Origin of the sequence: Pseudomonas sp. PA-6-3C, from assembly GCF_021605825.1 — a bacterium.
Taxonomy (GTDB): domain Bacteria; phylum Pseudomonadota; class Gammaproteobacteria; order Pseudomonadales; family Pseudomonadaceae; genus Aquipseudomonas; species Aquipseudomonas edaphica.
On sequence record NZ_WKDV01000037.1, the window covers coordinates 57211 to 74556 of the forward strand.

A 17346-nucleotide genomic window follows, 5' to 3' on the forward strand; every position below is an offset into this window, starting at 1 on the left:
ACGGGCCATCGTATGTTCAGGGCGAATGAGTGATGTCGGCAATATCTTCGGCAGAGAGTGCGCCGGTGTCTGAGGTTTCCAACACTACATAAGCACTGCTGCAAAACAACGAGTTCAGGCGTTTCATGTCGGCAATCAGCTCCAGGTGCAAGGAACTGGTCTCCATGCTCTGTACGATTTTACGCTGCAGACGGCTGACGTGGGCGTGGGCCAGGCGGCGCTCCTGGGCGCGGAAACGGCGCTTTTCACGCAGCAGTTGGCGGGCGCTTTCGGGGTCGGCGCTGAGAAACACCGACAGGCCCAAGCGCAGGTTGGCAATCAACTGGCTGTGCAGGCCGGTGAGTTCTTCCAGGCCGACTTCGGAGAACTGTCGGCGCTGTGAGGTTTTCTGCTGCTGGACTTTGCGCAGCATACGTTCGATCAGGTCGCCGGCCAGCTTGAGGTTGATCGATAGCTCGATGATCTCGGCCCAGCGGCGGCTGTCCTGTTCACTGAGGTCTTCGCGGGGCATTTGCGCCAGGTAAAGCTTGATCGCGCTGTAGAGGGCCTCGACGTCATCGCTGAGGCTGCGCATTTCCTGGGTAATGGCGGTTTGCTTGCCACGCAGTACTTCGAGCATGGCGGTGAGCATGTTGTCGATCAGGTCGCCCAGGCGCAGGGTCTCGCGAGCGGCGTTGGCCAGCGCCAGGCTTGGGGTGGCGAGCGAGGCCAGGTCCAGGTGACGTGGCCTGGCTTTGCCGTTGGTCTCCTGTTGTTCCGGCAGCAGCCAGGCGCACAGGCGCGCCATTGGCCCGATGGTGGGCAGCAGGATCAGGCAGCGCGTGGTGTTGTAGAGCACATGGAAGGTGATGACCATGCCTTGGGCGCTGTAGTCCAAACCATCCATCCAGCGTACGAGAGGGTCGAGCACCGGAATAATCAGCAACAGGCCGATCAGTTTGTACAACAAGCTGCCCAGTGCGACCTGGCGGCCGGCAGCGTTCTGCATGTTGGTGCTGAGGAAGGCCAGCACACCACTGCCGATGTTGGCGCCGATCACCAGGCCGATGGCCACGTGCAAGCCGATCACACCGGCACCGGCCAGGGTTGCGGTCAGCAGCACGGCGGCCAGGCTGGAGTAGGAAATCATCGCAAACAGCGCGCCGACCAAGGCATCCAGCAGAATATCGCCGGTCAGCGAGGCAAAGATAACTTTGACGCCTTGGGCATGGGTAATCGGCCCTGCGGCTTCGACAATCAGTTGCAGGGCCAGAATGATCAGGCCCAGGCCGATACCGACGCGGCCCATCTGCCCTGCCCGTGTCTGTTTACGCGAGAGGAAGAAAATCACCCCAAGAAAAATCAGCAGTGGCGACAGCCAGGACAGGTCGAAAGTCAGTACCCGCGCCATCAACGCCGTGCCGACGTCGGCACCGAGCATGGTCGCCAGCGCCGGCATAAGGCCCATCAAGCCCTGGCCGACAAACGACGTCACCAGCATCGCCGTGGCGTTGCTGCTCTGGACCATGGCCGTCACCAGGATACCGGCGATAAACGCCAGCCAGCGCTTGGACATGTTCTGCCCGATGACTTGGCGCAAGTTGGAACCGTAGACCCGCAAGATGCCGGTACGGACGATGTGCGTGCCCCAGATAAGCAGGGTCACGGCGGAAAGCAGATTGAGCAAGGTCAGCATGCTCGGCCCCCCGTGTGGGTGTGCTCCAGAAAGAGCAAATGAGAATTGCCGCGTGCCGTTCTACGTCTTGTACTTAAGCTGTAGTTGGCGAATGGGCTCTGCGCCAGCATCGCATAGCTAAAGTGGGGATTGAAACAAAACTGTCATGAAGATCGTTCCCACGCTCTGCGTGGGAATGCATCCCGTGACGCTCTGCGTCGCTTTGAGGGCGGACGCGGAGCGTCCAGAGGCGGCATTCCCACGCGGAGCGTGGGAACGATCAACAACGATCAACAGCAGCGGGTCAGGTTTATTGACCCGGAATGTCCTTGCGCAGTTTCACAGGATCCTGCTGTTTCTTCTTTTTCGCGATAGCGGTACGCATCTTGATGTTTACCGCTTCTACTGCCAGCGAGAACGCCATGGCGAAGTAGACGTAGCCTTTTGGCACATGCACGTCGAAGGATTCGGCGATCAGCACCGTACCCACCACCAGCAGGAACGACAGCGCCAGCATCTTCAGCGACGGGTGCTTGTCGATGAATTCGCTGATGGTGCCCGCAGCCAGCATCATCACCAGTACGGCTACCACGATCGCAGCGACCATGACCGGCACATGGGAAACCATGCCGACCGCAGTGATCACCGAGTCCAGGGAGAACACGATGTCGATGATCGCGATCTGGATGATGGTGTAGATGAACTTGCCACCCTTGCCGCCCGGCTCATCGTGGGTTTCGTCTTCACCTTCGAGGGCGTGGTACATCTCTTGGGAGCTTTTCCACAGCAGGAACAGGCCACCGAAGAACAGGATCAGGTCGCGACCGGAGATGCCCTGGCCGAAGACCACGAACAGGTCGGCGGTGAGTTGCATGACCCAGGTGATCGACAGCAGCAACAGGATTCGCGTGACCATGGCCAGGGCCAGGCCGAAGATCCGGGTGCGCGCCTGCATATGCTTGGGCATGCGGCTGACCAGGATCGAAATCATGATGATGTTATCGATGCCCAGGACGATCTCGAGGGCCGTCAGGGTGAAGAAGGCAATCCAGATTTCCGGATTGGTCAGCCATTCCATGTGTATTCCTTTGAGCAAATGTGAAACCGCGCAAGCTGCAGCGCCGCGCGGTCAGGTCGTTACGATTATAGAGTGCTGAACAGCGGAAAAATCCCCATCAGCAAAGCGGCGAACATTATGCACAGGCACACCAGCACTGCCCACTTGAGGGTAAAGCGTTGGTGATCGCCAAACTCGATACCGGCCAGGGCCACCAGCAAGTAAGTCGAAGGCACCAGCGGGCTGAGCAAATGCACGGGCTGGCCAACGATGGACGCGCGAGCCATCTCCACGGCGGTGATGCCGTAATGGCTGGCCGCTTCGGCGAGTACGGGCAGTACGCCGTAGTAGAACGCGTCGTTGGACATGAAGAAGGTAAACGGCATGCTCACCAAGGCAGTGATTACCGCCAGGTACGGACCGAGTGCATCCGGGATAACCGCCAGCAAGCTCTTGGACATGGCATCAACCATGCCGGTACCGGACAGAATGCCGGTGAAGATGCCCGCGGCGAAGATGAGCCCGACGACTGCCAGCACGCTGCCGGCGTGGGCGGCGACGCGGTCTTTCTGCTGTTGCAGGCACGGGTAGTTGACGATCATCGCGATACTGAACGCCACCATGAACAGCACTGGCAGCGGCAACAGGCCGGCAATCAGGGTGCACATCAGCGCGAAGGTCAGTGCGCCGTTGAACCAGATCAGCTTGGGGCGACGGGCGTCAGGGAATTGCGACACGCTGATCTCGCTGTGATCGATCTCGTCGCCCTGCAGGTGCAGTTCACCCAGGCGGGCACGTTCGCGTTTGCCGTACATATAGGCAATCACCAGGATCGCCACGACGCCGACAGCCATGGCCGGGATCATCGGTACGAAGATGTCCGACGGGTCTACATGCAAAGCACTCGCGGCGCGGGCAGTCGGGCCGCCCCACGGCGTCATGTTCATCACGCCGCCGGCGAGGATGATCAGGCCGGCCATGATCCGCGGGCTCATGCCGATGCGCTGGTACAGCGGCAGCATGGCGGCCACGCAGATCATGTAAGTGGTGGCGCCGTCACCGTCCAGGGACACCACCAGGGCAAGCACGGCGGTACCGACCGAAACTTTCAGCGGGTCACCCTTGACCATCTTGAGGATCTTGCGCACGGCCGGGTCGAACAGGCCGGAGTCGATCATCAGGGCAAAGTAGAGAATGGCGAACATCAGCATTACGCCGGTCGGCGCAAGCTTGGTGATGCCCGCAAGCATCATCGGGCCGATCTCGGGGGCAAAACCACCAAACAGGGCGAACAGGATTGGCACAATGATCAAGGCAATCAGCGCGGACAGGCGCTTGGTCATGATCAGGTACATGAACGTGATGACCATGGCGAAGCCAAGGAAAGTCAGCATAGGAATACTCCGGGCGTAGCGCGGCTAGGGAATGGCGAACCGGGTTGGGGTCAGCGCAGTACGAAAGGCACGTAGCGTACGAGTGGAGTTGGAGCGAACAGGCGGGTAGTAGCGGACATCAGGAATCACCATTGTTGTTGTTTACAGCCGGTCTGTTGCCGGCAGTGGGGGCGATCCTAGACGGGGAAGCTTTCAGCCAGCTTTCGCTGTGTAAGTCAGATGATGGAAGGTTTGTAGGAGTTTTCTTTAAGGTGACTCAGGGCAGCTCCAAACCGCCTGAGGCTTTGTGCAAGGCGCGCAGGTGCTCGCCCATCTGCTTGAGGTTGGCTTCGCAGGCGGCAATCTCGTCGGCGCGTGAGGGGTCCAGCAGCGCCCTCACCTCTTTATCCAGATCGCCGGTCAACGATTGCAGTTGCTTCTGGCGCTCGGCGCTTTCCGATTCCAGGCGTTTGGCTTCCGAAGGTTGCGGCAGGCCGTAGCCGCCGCTGTCGAGCAATTCCGCCGGGCGGCTTAGAAAACCGCTGTTGGCGAGGATCTGTTGCAGTGTGTTGTTGGCTTTTTCCATGCCGCCGTTTTTCAGCTCACGGGCATTGAGGTAGCGCTGCTTGACTTCGTCCTGGGCCAGCATCAGTTGTTTGCGATAGCTGGCTTGTTCCAGCAGCAGCAGCGCGGCGCTGGTGCGCAGGTCGGCCTGGATGAACCACTGGCGGCGTTCTGCGGCACTGAGGGCGAGCCAGTCTTCGACTTGGGTCTGCTTGATCGGCAGGTGTTTGCGCAGCACGTCGAACATCGCCTGGTAGCGCTCGCGGAACGAGTCGAAGTGATAACCCAGGCGCAAGGCTTCGCGCTTGTCGTCTAGCACACTGGTATCAGCCAGGCCGCGGGCACTGAGCACCTCGAGCAAGCCGTTGGGGGTGATGTTGTCCAGGCCGGTCAGTTGCGGGTTGGCGCTGCCGCTGCGTAGCAGCTTGAGGCTCTCCACCGCGCAGTTGTTGGAGATAAAAAAGTAATTGCCGTCGTAGCTCCAGTGCATCTCGGCGGCATGTTCGACGGTGTCGTTGATCTCTTGGCGGGTGAGCTTGAGCGGCACCGAGGCCAGGCCGCGCAGTTCAGTCTTGGTGTATTCGTCGATCACCTGGGCCAACGGAAGCACAAACAGCCGTGACGGGTACTTGCCCACCAGCCCATCCCAGCTCGAGAGCTGTACGTCACCGACGAAAGCGCGGTAAGACAACACCAAGTGCTGGTCCAGGTCCAATCGGCAATCCGGACCACGCGGGCGGCCGGGTGCGCAGATCACCAGGCGCAACATGCTGTGGCCCCAGCGGCTCACCAGATTTTGGTTGGCCTCGGCCAGCAAGTAGTCGATTTCATACACGCGCTCCGGGTCGATCTGGCCCAACGGCGTTTTGGCGAAGTCGTTACCGGCGTTCAGGAACGCGTAGGTCTTGGCGCAGGTGTCTTGTTCGGGCGGTGCCCAGCCGAAGTGTTCCTTGTAATAGCGAAACAGCGCGGGGCGACGGCAGGCATAGCTCGGGTCAAGTAGGAAATACTCCATATTGACCGCCACGAACTCCAGCGGGCTGGTGGTTTCGTAGATATCGGGGCTGCGGGCGACCTGGTGGTTGTGTTGCTCGCGCTCGCCGCGACGGCCCACGTATTGGGGCCAGCCGGCAATGTCCAGCAGGCGCGGGTCGTCACTCAGGGTGAAACGACGGTCGTTCTGGCCACGGCATTGATCGGGCAGGCCGATAAGGCCGGTGATGTTGTTCTGGCGGCTGCAGCGTTGGATCAGGCGGCGCTCGTCTGTGGACCACAAGCGCGCACGGTCATAGATGTGGGTCAGCTCATGCAGCACGGTGGCGAGCATTTCGCGGCGCACAGTGCCATGGGGGCGATTGGTCTTCTGGGTGGCGGCGCTGCCGTCGGTGAGGCTGGCGAGCAGGTTGCTGTTGAGGTCCAGTTCGGACACCAGAGAAGCCTGGCCATAGGCGTTTTCAGGCATCTTGTCGGTCCAGCCGACATCAATACGCCGGTCCAACTGCTCGACAAAGCGCGGCGGCAGAGCGCGCATCGCTTCGTCGAGCAACGCCTGGCTGGCCTGCTGTTCGGCCGGGCTCAAGCCATCGGTCTTGAGCCGCAGTTGCAGGCTGGCCTGGGCTGCGCCTGCACAGAGCAGCACAGTCCCGGCCAGTAGCCAGGCGAACAGGCGCCTCACAGAGCGAGGATAGCTTCGGCGAGGGTCTGGTCACTGGCGTCGCGGGCTTCCGGTACGCGGGTGCGCAGGGTATTGAAGGCTGCTTCCAATTGTGCGCCGCGGATTTCGCCGTTGGAGGCGACGAAGCTGGCAGCGTCATCGTGGGCTTCGCGCACGATTTTGGAGTCGCGGATGGAAGTGGTGGTGTCCGAAGTGAAATCAATGGTGCGCGCCGAGGCGCGCACGATGATGTTACTGGTGGCTTTCAGGGTTTGCGCGTGGGCGACATCGGCCAACAACAGCAGGCCCAGAGCGGCGGCGATCAGCGGGCTACGCATGGAATGACTCCGAAATACAAAGATAGAAATATACGATGATTATTGGACGAGAATTGCCTGCGCCAGTTCAAGGTCGCTGACATGAAGTTTTGGCTGGGTTCGGCGCAGATACTCCAGCGCAGATTCCAGACGAGCTCCCCGCCATTGGCCGTCAGTGGCGATAAAAGCGGCAGCGTCATCCTGGGCGGCCAGTATCAATTTTCTGTCAAAGGGCGCTGACGTCACCTTGCTGGTGGCGTAGGCACTGATGACGGTGCTCTGGGTGGACACATCAAAGGCCGAAGCCAAGGGTGACCAGCAGGCGGAAAACAACACGGGAACAATCAACAGGCGGTATGAAAAAGCCATGGGACTCGACAACTGAAAGCGAGCGCCAAGGCTAGCGCAACGCCCGGGCGAGAGCCAGTGCTGACACATTTGGTAGCGGCTGGCGCGCCCTGGCGTTTACCGGATCATCAGATGGCCAGAATCGCCTGGGCCAGTTGTGCGTCGGTCGCTGTGTTCAGTTGTGGGGCTTGTTGGCGGATCTGGGCCAGGGCGCTTTCCAGTTTCACACCACGAATGGCGCCTTCGCTGGCAACAAAGCTGGCAGCGTCGTCACGGGCGGCTTGCACGACTTTGTTGTCACGCAGGGACGACGTGGCATCGGAGCTGGCATCGGAAGTGGCTTTGAGGGCGCCGACGATCGAGTCGGTGGTCACGATAAGGCTGCTCGCGTTGGCGTTGGCGGCCAGGGCCAACAGGGTGGCAGCACTCAGCAGGCGAAGACGGGACATGGAAAAACTCCTGTAGAAGATCAAATAAAAGCGGCGCAAGGCGGCCACTGTGAAACGGACATTGCTGCGGATTAAGCATCAGACGTCCGCTCTACAAGGTTCGCCACGTAATAACGGGATCTTAAGCTGCCGCTTATCCGTTCGGAAAGCCTCTATCTGCCTAGTCACGCCAGAAAGGTTTGGACAGCTCGGCAGTACGGTCGCCCTGGCTGATGCCGGCGTCGGCTAATTCACGTGGGTCAAGTTGTGCAAGTTGGCGGCGTTCATGGGCCTGCCGCGCCCATCTGCCCAGGGCGCAAGCCATTCGAATGATCAACTGTTTGTAACGCGAGGTCTGTGTGTTCATGACGGCGGCCTTCCATGAGGTCTTGGAACACCATCTTGGGCGGCCAGCTTTTACCAATACAGATACACCAAAGTTAAATTGTACCGTCTAATTGTTATGTTATTTAAACTGTACTGGTCCTTATCTCTGGGGTCTGTTTTAGCCGTGTAAAGTTTGAAACCCGGAAACAACAAAGCCCGCCTCCGGTTCCCGGGGCGGGCTTTGTTTTGTTAAATCAGGGTGCTGGCGGTGGACCCGGCGGGTCAGGGCCAGCGGGCGCCAATTAGCGCCAGAACGGCTTGCTCAGCTCTTCGTAGCGTTGAGCTTCGCTGATACCGGCGTCAGCCAGCAGACGCGAATCCAGACGAGCCAGTTGATGGCGGCTGGAGATGCGGCGCTGCCACAACATCAGGTTGGCGAGAACGCGCAAAGGCAGGGAAGCCTGGGTGTTTACAGCTTTTTCTTCGAAGAACAGATCGGAACTGAGTGTACGTTCCATGATGACATCCTTCCGCTTGTGGCGGGATTAGGTAGTGGTTTAACTGATGCCAATGATCCTCCTCCGACGCAAGACTCTCTAGATACAGTTCACCTGTATTGTGAGGGGCCAGTTAACTGTTTATAGCGGCTGTACTGTACGGAAATGGGGCAACTGTACCTGTCTGCACTTTATCGGTGCGAAATTGGCATTTTCGGTGGGGTTCGTAAGAGAATTCAGTAGGAAATGACCAGTACAGCAGTACAGTTTTTTCAAAATGTACGGCTGTGGTCACCGAGCTGAACAAACTGTGTTTGCATCAGCTCGGATCTGTATCAATCAAGCCTTGAGCATATGCCCGGTTTCTTCCAGGTTGATGTGCCAACTCAGTGCTTCGCGCAGGATGTGCGGAGTATGCCCACCGATCGCGCAGGCAGCGTTGAAGTAACTGTTCAGCGCATCGCGGTAAGCCGGGTGCACGCAATTGTCGATGATCACCCGTGCGCGCTCGCGTGGCGCCAGGCCACGCAGGTCAGCGAGGCCAACCTCGGTCACCAGTATGTCCACGTCATGCTCGGTATGGTCCACATGGCTGACCATCGGCACCACGCTGGAAATCGCGCCGCCCTTGGCAATCGACTTGGTGACGAAAATCGCCAGGTGCGCGTTACGCGCGAAGTCTCCGGAGCCGCCAATCCCATTCATCATCCGCGTGCCGCAGACGTGGGTGGAGTTGACGTTGCCGTAGATGTCGAACTCAAGCGCCGTGTTGATACCGATAATGCCCAAGCGCCGAACCACTTCAGGGTGGTTGGAGATTTCCTGTGGGCGCAGGACCAGCTTGTCCTTGTAGTGTTCCAGGTTACCGAACACGTCGGCGTTGCGTCGCTCCGACAAGGTGATGGAGCTGCCGGAAGCAAAGCTCAGCTTGCCCGCATCGATCAGGTCGAAGGTCGAGTCCTGCAACACTTCCGAATACATGGTCAGGTCTTCGAACGGCGATTCGATCAGGCCGCACATCACCGCGTTGGCGATGTTGCCGATCCCGGCCTGCAGCGGGCCGAGCTTGTTGGTCATGCGCCCGGCGTCGACTTCCTGCTTGAGGAAGTTGATCAGATGGTTAGCGATGCCTTGGGTATCGGCGTCCGGTGGTGTCACGGTTGAGGCGGAGTCGGCCTGATTGGTGATCACGATGGCGACGATCTTCTCCGGCGGGATCGGAATCGCGGTACTGCCGATGCGGTCGTCGACCTTGACCAGTGGGATTGGCGTGCGCGTCGGCCGATAGGTCGGGATATAGATGTCGTGCAGCCCTTCCAGGTTCGGGTTGTGCGCCAGGTTGATCTCGACAATCACTTGTTTGGCGAAAATCGCAAAGCTGGCCGAGTTGCCCACGGAGGTGGTGGGCACGATGTGTCCTTGTTCGGTGATCGCGACGGCTTCGATCACGGCGATGTCCGGCAACTTGAGCTGGTTGTTGCGCAGTTGCTCGACGGTTTCCGACAGGTGCTGGTCGATAAACATCACTTGGCCTGCGTTGATCGCCTTGCGCAGTGTGCTGTCGACTTGAAACGGCATGCGGCGCGACAAAACGCCGGCCTCGGTCAGTTGCTTGTCCAAGTCATTGCCCAGGCTGGCACCGGTCATCAGGGTGATTTTCAGCGGCGAAGTCTTGGCGCGTTCGGCCAGGGCGTGGGGGACGGCCTTGGCTTCACCGGCACGGGTGAAGCCGCTCATGCCGACGGTCATGCCGTCCTCGATCAGTGCGGCGGCATCTGCCGCGCTCATGACCTTGTTCAACAACGAAGGCAAGCGGATACGATCACGGTACATGAATTGTTATCTCAGGCTACGGAAGCAAGGTGGGCAGTGTAGTGATTTCAAACAAATTCGGCCCGCTACCATGGTCGAATGCCAGGCAGCGATTTAGAGCCTTTGGTCGGGTTTCACGTGAGTACAAAGCGGAACGCCGAGCATTCCCGGATGCATTCCCACGCAGAGCTTGGGAACAATAAAAAAACCCCAGCCTACTGGAGGCCAGGGTTTCGTGTATTGCGCTGGCGCAGTGTTATTCGACGGCTTTGACCATATCTTCGATGACTTTCTTGGCATCACCGAAGACCATCATGGTCTTGTCCAGGTAGAACAGCTCGTTATCCAGACCGGCGTAGCCGCTGGCCATCGAGCGCTTGTTGACGATGATGGTCTTGGCCTTGAATGCCTCAAGGATCGGCATACCGGCAATCGGTGAGTTAGGGTCGTTCTTGGCGGCCGGGTTGACCACGTCGTTGGCGCCCAACACCAGCACCACGTCGGCCTGGCCGAACTCGGAGTTGATGTCTTCCATCTCGAACACTTGGTCGTAAGGCACTTCCGCCTCGGCCAGCAGCACGTTCATGTGCCCAGGCATACGGCCCGCTACCGGGTGGATCGCGTACTTCACGGTCACGCCACGGTGTGTCAGCTTTTCGGTCAGCTCTTTAAGGGCGTGTTGCGCCCGAGCGACTGCCAGGCCGTAGCCGGGAACGATGATCACGGTGTCGGCGTTGGTCAGCAGGAACGTGGCGTCGTCCGCCGAACCGGATTTCACCGGACGCGCTTCTTTGGAGCCTGCCGCTGCGCCGGCATCTGCTGTGTTGCCGAAGCCACCGAGCAGCACATTAAAGAAGGAGCGGTTCATTGCCTTGCACATGATGTACGACAGAATCGCGCCGCTGGAGCCCACCAGGGAGCCGGCGATGATCAGCATCGAGTTGTTCAGCGAGAAGCCGATGCCCGCCGCTGCCCAACCGGAGTAGCTGTTGAGCATCGAGACAACCACCGGCATGTCGGCGCCGCCGATCGGGATGATGATCAGCACGCCCAGCACGAAAGCCAGGGCCAGCATCAACGCGAACGCAGTGAGGTTGCCGGTGAACATGAACGCCAGGCCCAGGCCCAGGGTTGCCAGGCCGAGCACCAGGTTCAGTTTGTGCTGGCCACCGAACTGTACCGGTGCGCCCTGGAACAGGCGGAACTTGTACTTGCCCGAGAGTTTGCCGAATGCGATCACCGAACCGGAGAAGGTAATTGCACCAATGGCTGCGCCGAGGAACAGTTCCAGGCGGTTGCCCGCAGGAATCGAGTCGCCCAGGTGTTTGACGATGCCCAAGGATTGCGGCTCGACCACGGCGGCAATCGCGATGAATACCGCCGCCAGGCCGATCATGCTGTGCATGAAGGCAACCAGCTCTGGCATCTTGGTCATTTCTACGCGCTTGGCCATGATCGAACCGGCGGTGCCGCCGATCAGCAGGCCGACGATCACGTAACCGATACCGGCTGTTGCAAGCTCAGCGCCGAGCTTGTAGATGAGGCCCACGGTCGTCAGCACCGCCAGCGCCATGCCGAGCATGCCGAACAGGTTGCCGCGTCGCGATGTGGTTGGGTGCGACAGGCCTTTGAGGGCCTGGATAAAGCAGATCGACGCGATCAAGTAGAGCGTCGTAACCAAATTCATGCTCATTACTTTGGCGCCTCTTCTTTTGCTTTCGGGGCTTTCTTCTTGAACATCTCCAGCATCCTGCGCGTGACCAGGAACCCGCCGAATACGTTAACCGCCGCCAAGGCCACGGCCAGGGTGCCCATGGTTTTACCCAGTGGTGTCACGGTGAGGGCTGCGGCGAGCATGGCGCCGACGATTACGATCGCAGAGATCGCGTTGGTCACCGCCATCAGTGGTGTGTGCAGCGCGGGTGTGACGTTCCAGACCACGTGGTAACCGACATAAATCGCCAGCACAAAGATGATCAGGTTGTAGATACCGGGGGAGATAAGCTCTTCCATCGTCTGAATCCCTGCTTAGGCGTTTTTGCGGATGACTTGGCCGTCGCGGCACATCAGGCACGCGGCGACGATGTCGTCTTCGAGGTTGATTTCAAACTGCCCTTCCTTGGTGAAGACCAGCTTCAGGAAGTCCAGCAGGTTGCGCGCATATAAAGCAGAAGCATCGGCGGCGACGGCACCGGCCAGGTTGGTCGGGCCGCAAATGGTCACGCCGTTTTCCACCACGACTTGGTCGGCGACGGTCAGCGGGCAGTTGCCACCCTGGGCGGCGGCGAGGTCGATGACCACCGACCCCGGCTTCATTTGTGCGACGGTTTCGGCACTGAGCAAGGTCGGGGCTTTGCGGCCCGGGATCAGCGCAGTAGTGATGACGATGTCCGCTTGTTTGGCGCGTTCATGCACGGCCAGGGCCTGGCGCTGCATCCAGCTCGATGGCATCGGGCGCGCGTAGCCGCCGACACCGACCGCGCATTCACGCTCTTCATCGGTTTCGTAGGGCACGTCGACGAACTTGGCGCCGAGGGACTCGATCTGCTCTTTTACGGCAGGGCGCACGTCAGACGCTTCGATCACGGCGCCCAGGCGTTTCGCCGTGGCGATCGCCTGCAGGCCGGCGACACCCGCGCCGAGGATCAGCACGCGCGCGGCTTTGACGGTGCCGGCGGCAGTCATCAGCATCGGCATGAAGCGTGGGTAGTGATGGGCTGCCAGCAATACGGCTTTATAGCCGGCAATGTTGGCCTGTGACGACAGCACGTCGAGGCTTTGGGCTCGCGAGGTACGTGGCGCAGCTTCGAGCGCGAAGGCGGTAATGCCTCGCTCTGCCAGCTTGGCGATGGTTTCGTTGCTGAACGGGTTGAGCATGCCCACCAACACGGTGCCGCTTTTGATCAGCGTCAGTTCGCTGTCGCTGGGGGCAACCACCTTGAGAATCAGCTCGGCGCCAAACGCGTCGCTGGCGCTGCCAATGGTTGCGCCTGCCGTTTCATAGGCACTGTCGACGATGCTGGCGGTAATGCCTGCGCCGCTTTGTACAGTGACCTTATGGCCCTGGCCGATCAGCTTCTTGATGGTTTCCGGGGTGGCAGCCACCCGCGTTTCACCGGTCTGGGTTTCGAGAGGAACACCAATGTGCACGTCAAATCTCCTGCATGATCTTTTTGCTTTTGATCTTTTTGTAAAAAGGCCAGTGCACCGTGAGGGGCGCAGCTGGGGCGGCCGATCAGCACGATCCCGCTGAAATGACAGCGGGGCGCGGCATTTTGCAGGCGAACTTTACGGCCTTCAAGGGATTATGACGGGTGACGAAAAATTAACTACAAGTCACCCTGTGACTGATTGTCGCAACATGGCAAAATAACCTCTTTAAATACAGGTGTTTAAAGGGTTTTAGAGGGTTGTAGACGGTTTTCCTATCTTTGCCGTGAATGGTCGGGCATTGGCAGCTGATAGTCGCTACAAGCCTTGTCAGTCATGGCGTTAAGCTCATTTTTACGCTGAGAGGTACAGTCTTCCAAAACACGACATATAGTTACATCTGTAGGCGCTTAATTTATTTGACTACAAGGTCAATAAAATGACCCTGTCCTTTAAATGCTGGGGTTATAGCGCTGTGACTGGTCGATCAGCCAATCTCTAAACGCGTGCAGCGACGCAGATTCGACTTTTCTTTCGGGAATCATCAGGTAGTAAGCCTTTGTGCTGCTCAGCGCTTCGAGGCTTGCGATCACCAGATGCTTCTCCTCCAGCTCGCGCTGGATGAGGAAAGGCGGAATCAGCGCGATTCCCATGTCATGCATGGCTGCCTGCGACAACATCGAGAATAGCTCGTAACGCGGGCCTGTCATGTCGCGAGGTATGTTCAGTTGTTGCGCGCTGAACCACTGGCGCCAGGCATATGGCCGAGTGGTTTGTTGCAGCAGTGGCAGTTGGGCGATCTCTTCCGGGCTGAAGTGGGCACGGCTGCCCAGTAAGCGCGGACTGCACACGGGAACGGGGTTTTCGCCCATTAGCCGGTGGGATTCGGTGCCTGACCAATCGGCATCGCCAAAGTAGATGGCGGCGTCGAACTCGGTGTCGGCAAACAGAAAAGGGCGCGTGCGATTGGTGAGGTTGACCGTGACTTCCGGGTGTTGGTGCTGGAAGTCCTTGAGCCGTGGGATCAGCCATTGGGTGCCGAACGTTGGCACCACTGCCAGCTCGATGACATTCGCACCTTGCTGCCCCATGACCGACAAGGTATCGCGCTCTACGGCGTCCAGTTGCATGGCAACGCGACGGCTATACGACAGCCCCGCTTCCGTCAGCTTGACGCCCCGCCGTGAGCGTCGAAATAGCTCGACACTCAAAAACTCCTCCAGACTGGCGATCTGTCGACAGATGGCGCCTTGAGTGAGTGAAAGCTCGTGCGCCGCCTTGGTAAAGCTCTCGTGGCGGGCCGCTGCTTCAAAGCTGACCAGGGCGGTGGTGCTGGGAATTTTTCTGCGCATGTACGTTGTACTCACTCATAAAGCGCATTTGTGCGCTTCTAGCTCATTACGAAGTGAGAAATTAGCACAACCCTATGCATAAACCTCGTTTGCCCTCTGCGGTTGCTAGGCCTAGGCTGCATCCACGACTTCTGTTTTCTTCCCCGAGGACTTATTCATGGCTGGCAAGGCAAGCTTCAACTGGATCGATCCGCTGTTGCTGGATCAACAGCTCACCGAAGAAGAGCGCATGGTGCGCGACAGTGCTGAGCAATTCGCCCAGGACAAGCTGGCGCCGCGTGTGCTCGAAGCCTTTCGCCATGAAAAGACCGACCCTGCGATTTTTCGCGAGATGGGTGAAACCGGCCTGCTGGGCGCGATGATCCCTGAGCAGTACGGCGGCAGTGGCCTGAACTACGTGAGCTACGGGCTGATTGCCCGTGAGGTGGAGCGTGTCGACTCCGGTTATCGCTCAATGATGAGTGTGCAGTCGTCATTGGTGATGGTGCCGATCAACGAATTTGGCACCGAGGCGCAAAAGCAGAAGTACCTGCCAAAGCTGGCATCGGGCGAGTGGATCGGCTGTTTCGGCCTGACCGAGCCTAACCACGGTTCTGACCCGGGTGCGATGATTACCCGTGCACGTAAGGTCGATGGCGGCTACAGCCTGACCGGCGCCAAGATGTGGATCACCAACAGCCCGATCGCCGATGTGTTTGTGGTGTGGGGTAAGGACGATGCGGGTGATATCCGTGGTTTTGTCTTGGAGAAGGGGTGGAAGGGGCTGAGCGCTCCGGCGATTCACGGCAAGGTCGGCCTGCGGGCTTCGATTACCGGTGAGATCGTCATGGATAACGTGTTTGTACCCGAGGAGAACATCTTCCCGGATGTGCGCGGCCTGAAGGGGCCTTTCACTTGTCTTAACTCGGCACGCTATGGCATTTCCTGGGGGGCGCTGGGGGCTGCCGAGTTTTGCTGGCATACCGCTCGTCAGTACACCCTGGACCGTCAGCAGTTTGGGCGGCCCTTGGCGGCTACCCAACTGATCCAGAAGAAGCTGGCAGATATGCAGACCGAAATCACCCTGGCCTTGCAAGGCTGCCTGCGTTTGGGGCGCATGAAGGATGAAGGGACGGCGGCGGTTGAGATCACGTCGATCATGAAGCGCAACTCGTGTGGCAAGTCCCTGGATATCGCGCGCATGGCGCGGGACATGTTGGGCGGCAACGGTATTTCGGATGAGTTCGGGGTGGCGCGTCACCTGGTCAACCTGGAGGTGGTCAATACCTATGAGGGCACCCATGACGTGCACGCCTTGATTCTTGGGCGCGCGCAGACCGGTCTTCAAGCGTTCTATTAATAGGAGAACGGCATGGGTGCGCTTTCACATCTGCGGGTATTGGATTTGTCACGAGTGCTGGCCGGCCCGTGGTCCGGGCAGATCCTTGCAGACCTTGGGGCCGAGGTGATCAAGGTTGAGCGGCCGGGCAGTGGCGATGATACGCGGGCATGGGGGCCGCCCTTCCTTAAAGACGCCTATGGCGAGAACACCAGTGAGGCGGCGTATTACCTGTCGGCCAACCGTAACAAGGAGTCGGTGACCATCGACTTCACGCGCCCGGAGGGGCAGAAGTTGGTGCGCGACCTGGCGGCCAAGTCCGATATCCTGATCGAGAACTTCAAGGTGGGTGGTCTGGCGGCGTATGGGCTGGACTATGAATCGCTCAAGGAAATCAATCCAGAGTTGATCTATTGCTCGATCACAGGCTTCGGCCAGACGGGGCCTTATGCGACGCGTGCAGGCTACGACTTTATGATCCAGGGGCTGGGTGGGCTTATGAGCCTGACCGGTCGGCCCGAGGGTGATGAGGGAGCTGGGCCGGTAAAGGTGGGCGTGGCGTTGACGGATATCCTGACGGGGCTGTACTCGACCGTGGCGATCCTGGCGGCGCTGGCTCATCGGGATCATGACGGCGGTGGGCAGCATATCGACATGGCGTTGCTGGATGTGCAGGTGGCGTGCCTGGCCAATCAGGCGATGAATTACCTGACGACGGGTACTGCGCCCAAGCGCCTGGGCAATGCTCACCCCAATATTGTGCCTTACCAGGACTTTCCCACGGCTGATGGCGACTTCATTCTGACGGTGGGTAATGACGGACAGTTTCGCAAGTTTGCTGAGGTGGCCGGGCAGCCGCAGTGGGCGGATGATCCGCGCTTCGCGACTAACAAGGTGCGGGTGGCTAACCGTGCGGAGCTGATTCCGCTGATTCGCCAGGCCACAGTGTTCAAGACGACGGCTGAGTGGGTGTCGCAGTTGGAGCAAGTAGGCGTGCCGTGTGGGCCGATCAATGATCTGGCGCAGGTGTTTGCCGACCCGCAGGTCAAGGCGCGTGGGTTGGCGATGGCGTTGCCGCATGCATTGGCGGGGATGGTGCCTCAGGTCGCCAGTCCGATGCGGTTGTCCAAGACACCGGTGGAATATCGTAATGCGCCTCCTCTATTGGGCGAGCATACGGTGCAGGTGCTGCAGGGGGTGTTGGGTCTGGATTCGGCGAATGTGGCTGCGCTGAAGGCTGCGGGCGTTATCTGAAGCTGCTCTTCTATATAAGTAGTTTGATCAAAGAGCGTTGTCCTGGTTGTTTTTTGATCAATTCTAACTTATTGATAGAGGCGCTAAATTAAGTGTTGACGGCAGATTCTAGAAGTCTATAATTCGCCCCACTTCCGGCGCAGTCGAAACGGAAAACTCCTTGGTAAACAATGAGTTACGAAGTTTTCGGCAGCAAGTTGCTTCAGTTCATCGAAGCCAAAAGGAAGTTGAAAAAGAGGTG

Annotated in this window: 16 protein-coding genes; 2 read left to right on the top strand and 14 right to left on the bottom strand. The window is 59.1% G+C overall.

Annotated features, from left to right (window positions below):
• Positions 1-16: 16 nt before the first annotated feature.
• The 14 genes from GIW48_RS22235 to GIW48_RS22300 all read right to left on the bottom strand — a co-directional run bounded on the left by GIW48_RS22235 (position 17) and on the right by GIW48_RS22300 (position 14533).
• The gene (locus GIW48_RS22235) at positions 17-1675 is read right to left on the bottom strand and encodes a Na/Pi cotransporter family protein (RefSeq protein ID WP_017139072.1); all 1659 of its coding nucleotides are present in this window, start codon (positions 1673-1675) and stop codon (positions 17-19) included.
• 289 nt (positions 1676-1964) lie between these two features.
• A complete protein-coding gene (locus tag GIW48_RS22240) occupies positions 1965-2732 on the bottom strand; it encodes a TerC family protein (RefSeq protein ID WP_017139071.1) in 768 nt (255 codons plus the stop codon).
• Between the two features lie 65 nt (positions 2733-2797).
• Positions 2798-4105 carry a CitMHS family transporter gene (locus tag GIW48_RS22245; protein ID WP_170040724.1) on the bottom strand — a complete coding sequence of 436 codons (1308 nt, stop codon included), beginning with the start codon at positions 4103-4105 and terminating at the stop codon, positions 2798-2800.
• 256 nt (positions 4106-4361) lie between these two features.
• A complete protein-coding gene (locus GIW48_RS22250; RefSeq protein ID WP_236460924.1) occupies positions 4362-6323 on the bottom strand; it encodes a DUF7844 domain-containing protein in 1962 nt (653 codons plus the stop codon).
• Entirely contained in the window at positions 6320-6640 is a 321-nt protein-coding gene (locus tag GIW48_RS22255; protein ID WP_017139068.1) for a DUF2388 domain-containing protein, read from the bottom strand. Before GIW48_RS22255 ends, GIW48_RS22250 begins: the two co-directional genes overlap by 4 nt.
• A gap of 39 nt (positions 6641-6679) precedes the next feature.
• Positions 6680-6988 (bottom strand): DUF2388 domain-containing protein, encoded by a 309-nt coding sequence (locus GIW48_RS22260; protein ID WP_099550155.1) that lies wholly within the window; start codon positions 6986-6988, stop codon positions 6680-6682.
• A 107-nt stretch (positions 6989-7095) separates the two neighbouring features.
• The gene (locus GIW48_RS22265) at positions 7096-7416 is read right to left on the bottom strand and encodes a DUF2388 domain-containing protein (protein WP_017139066.1); all 321 of its coding nucleotides are present in this window, start codon (positions 7414-7416) and stop codon (positions 7096-7098) included.
• Between the two features lie 160 nt (positions 7417-7576).
• Entirely contained in the window at positions 7577-7762 is a 186-nt protein-coding gene (locus GIW48_RS22270) for a DUF1127 domain-containing protein (RefSeq protein WP_017139065.1), read from the bottom strand.
• Positions 7763-8024: 262 nt separating this feature from the next.
• Positions 8025-8240, bottom strand: coding sequence for a DUF1127 domain-containing protein (locus tag GIW48_RS22275; protein WP_003214752.1), 216 nt, complete (start codon positions 8238-8240; stop codon positions 8025-8027).
• Between the two features lie 318 nt (positions 8241-8558).
• Positions 8559-10052: an acetyl-CoA hydrolase/transferase family protein gene (locus GIW48_RS22280; RefSeq protein WP_017139063.1), complete on the bottom strand. Its 1494-nt coding sequence runs from the start codon at positions 10050-10052 to the stop codon at positions 8559-8561.
• Between the two features lie 235 nt (positions 10053-10287).
• A complete protein-coding gene (locus GIW48_RS22285; RefSeq protein WP_017139062.1) occupies positions 10288-11724 on the bottom strand; it encodes an NAD(P)(+) transhydrogenase (Re/Si-specific) subunit beta in 1437 nt (478 codons plus the stop codon).
• Complete coding sequence (locus tag GIW48_RS22290) at positions 11724-12044, bottom strand: NAD(P) transhydrogenase subunit alpha (RefSeq protein ID WP_003220416.1); 321 nt, start codon at positions 12042-12044, stop codon at positions 11724-11726. The genes GIW48_RS22285 and GIW48_RS22290 overlap by 1 nt, the downstream gene beginning before the upstream one ends.
• 15 nt (positions 12045-12059) lie before the next feature.
• On the bottom strand, positions 12060-13181 hold the full coding sequence (locus GIW48_RS22295; protein ID WP_099550154.1) for a Re/Si-specific NAD(P)(+) transhydrogenase subunit alpha: 1122 nt from the start codon (positions 13179-13181) through the stop codon (positions 12060-12062).
• Between the two features lie 452 nt (positions 13182-13633).
• Entirely contained in the window at positions 13634-14533 is a 900-nt protein-coding gene (locus tag GIW48_RS22300; RefSeq protein WP_017139060.1) for a LysR family transcriptional regulator, read from the bottom strand.
• Positions 14534-14690: 157 nt separating this feature from the next.
• Here GIW48_RS22300 and GIW48_RS22305 point away from each other — a divergent pair, with 157 nt between their 5' ends.
• The gene (locus GIW48_RS22305; RefSeq protein WP_003187423.1) at positions 14691-15872 is read left to right on the top strand and encodes an acyl-CoA dehydrogenase; all 1182 of its coding nucleotides are present in this window, start codon (positions 14691-14693) and stop codon (positions 15870-15872) included.
• A 12-nt stretch (positions 15873-15884) separates the two neighbouring features.
• Positions 15885-17105: a CaiB/BaiF CoA transferase family protein gene (locus tag GIW48_RS22310; protein ID WP_186618281.1), complete on the top strand. Its 1221-nt coding sequence runs from the start codon at positions 15885-15887 to the stop codon at positions 17103-17105.
• Positions 17106-17346 lie beyond the last annotated feature (241 nt).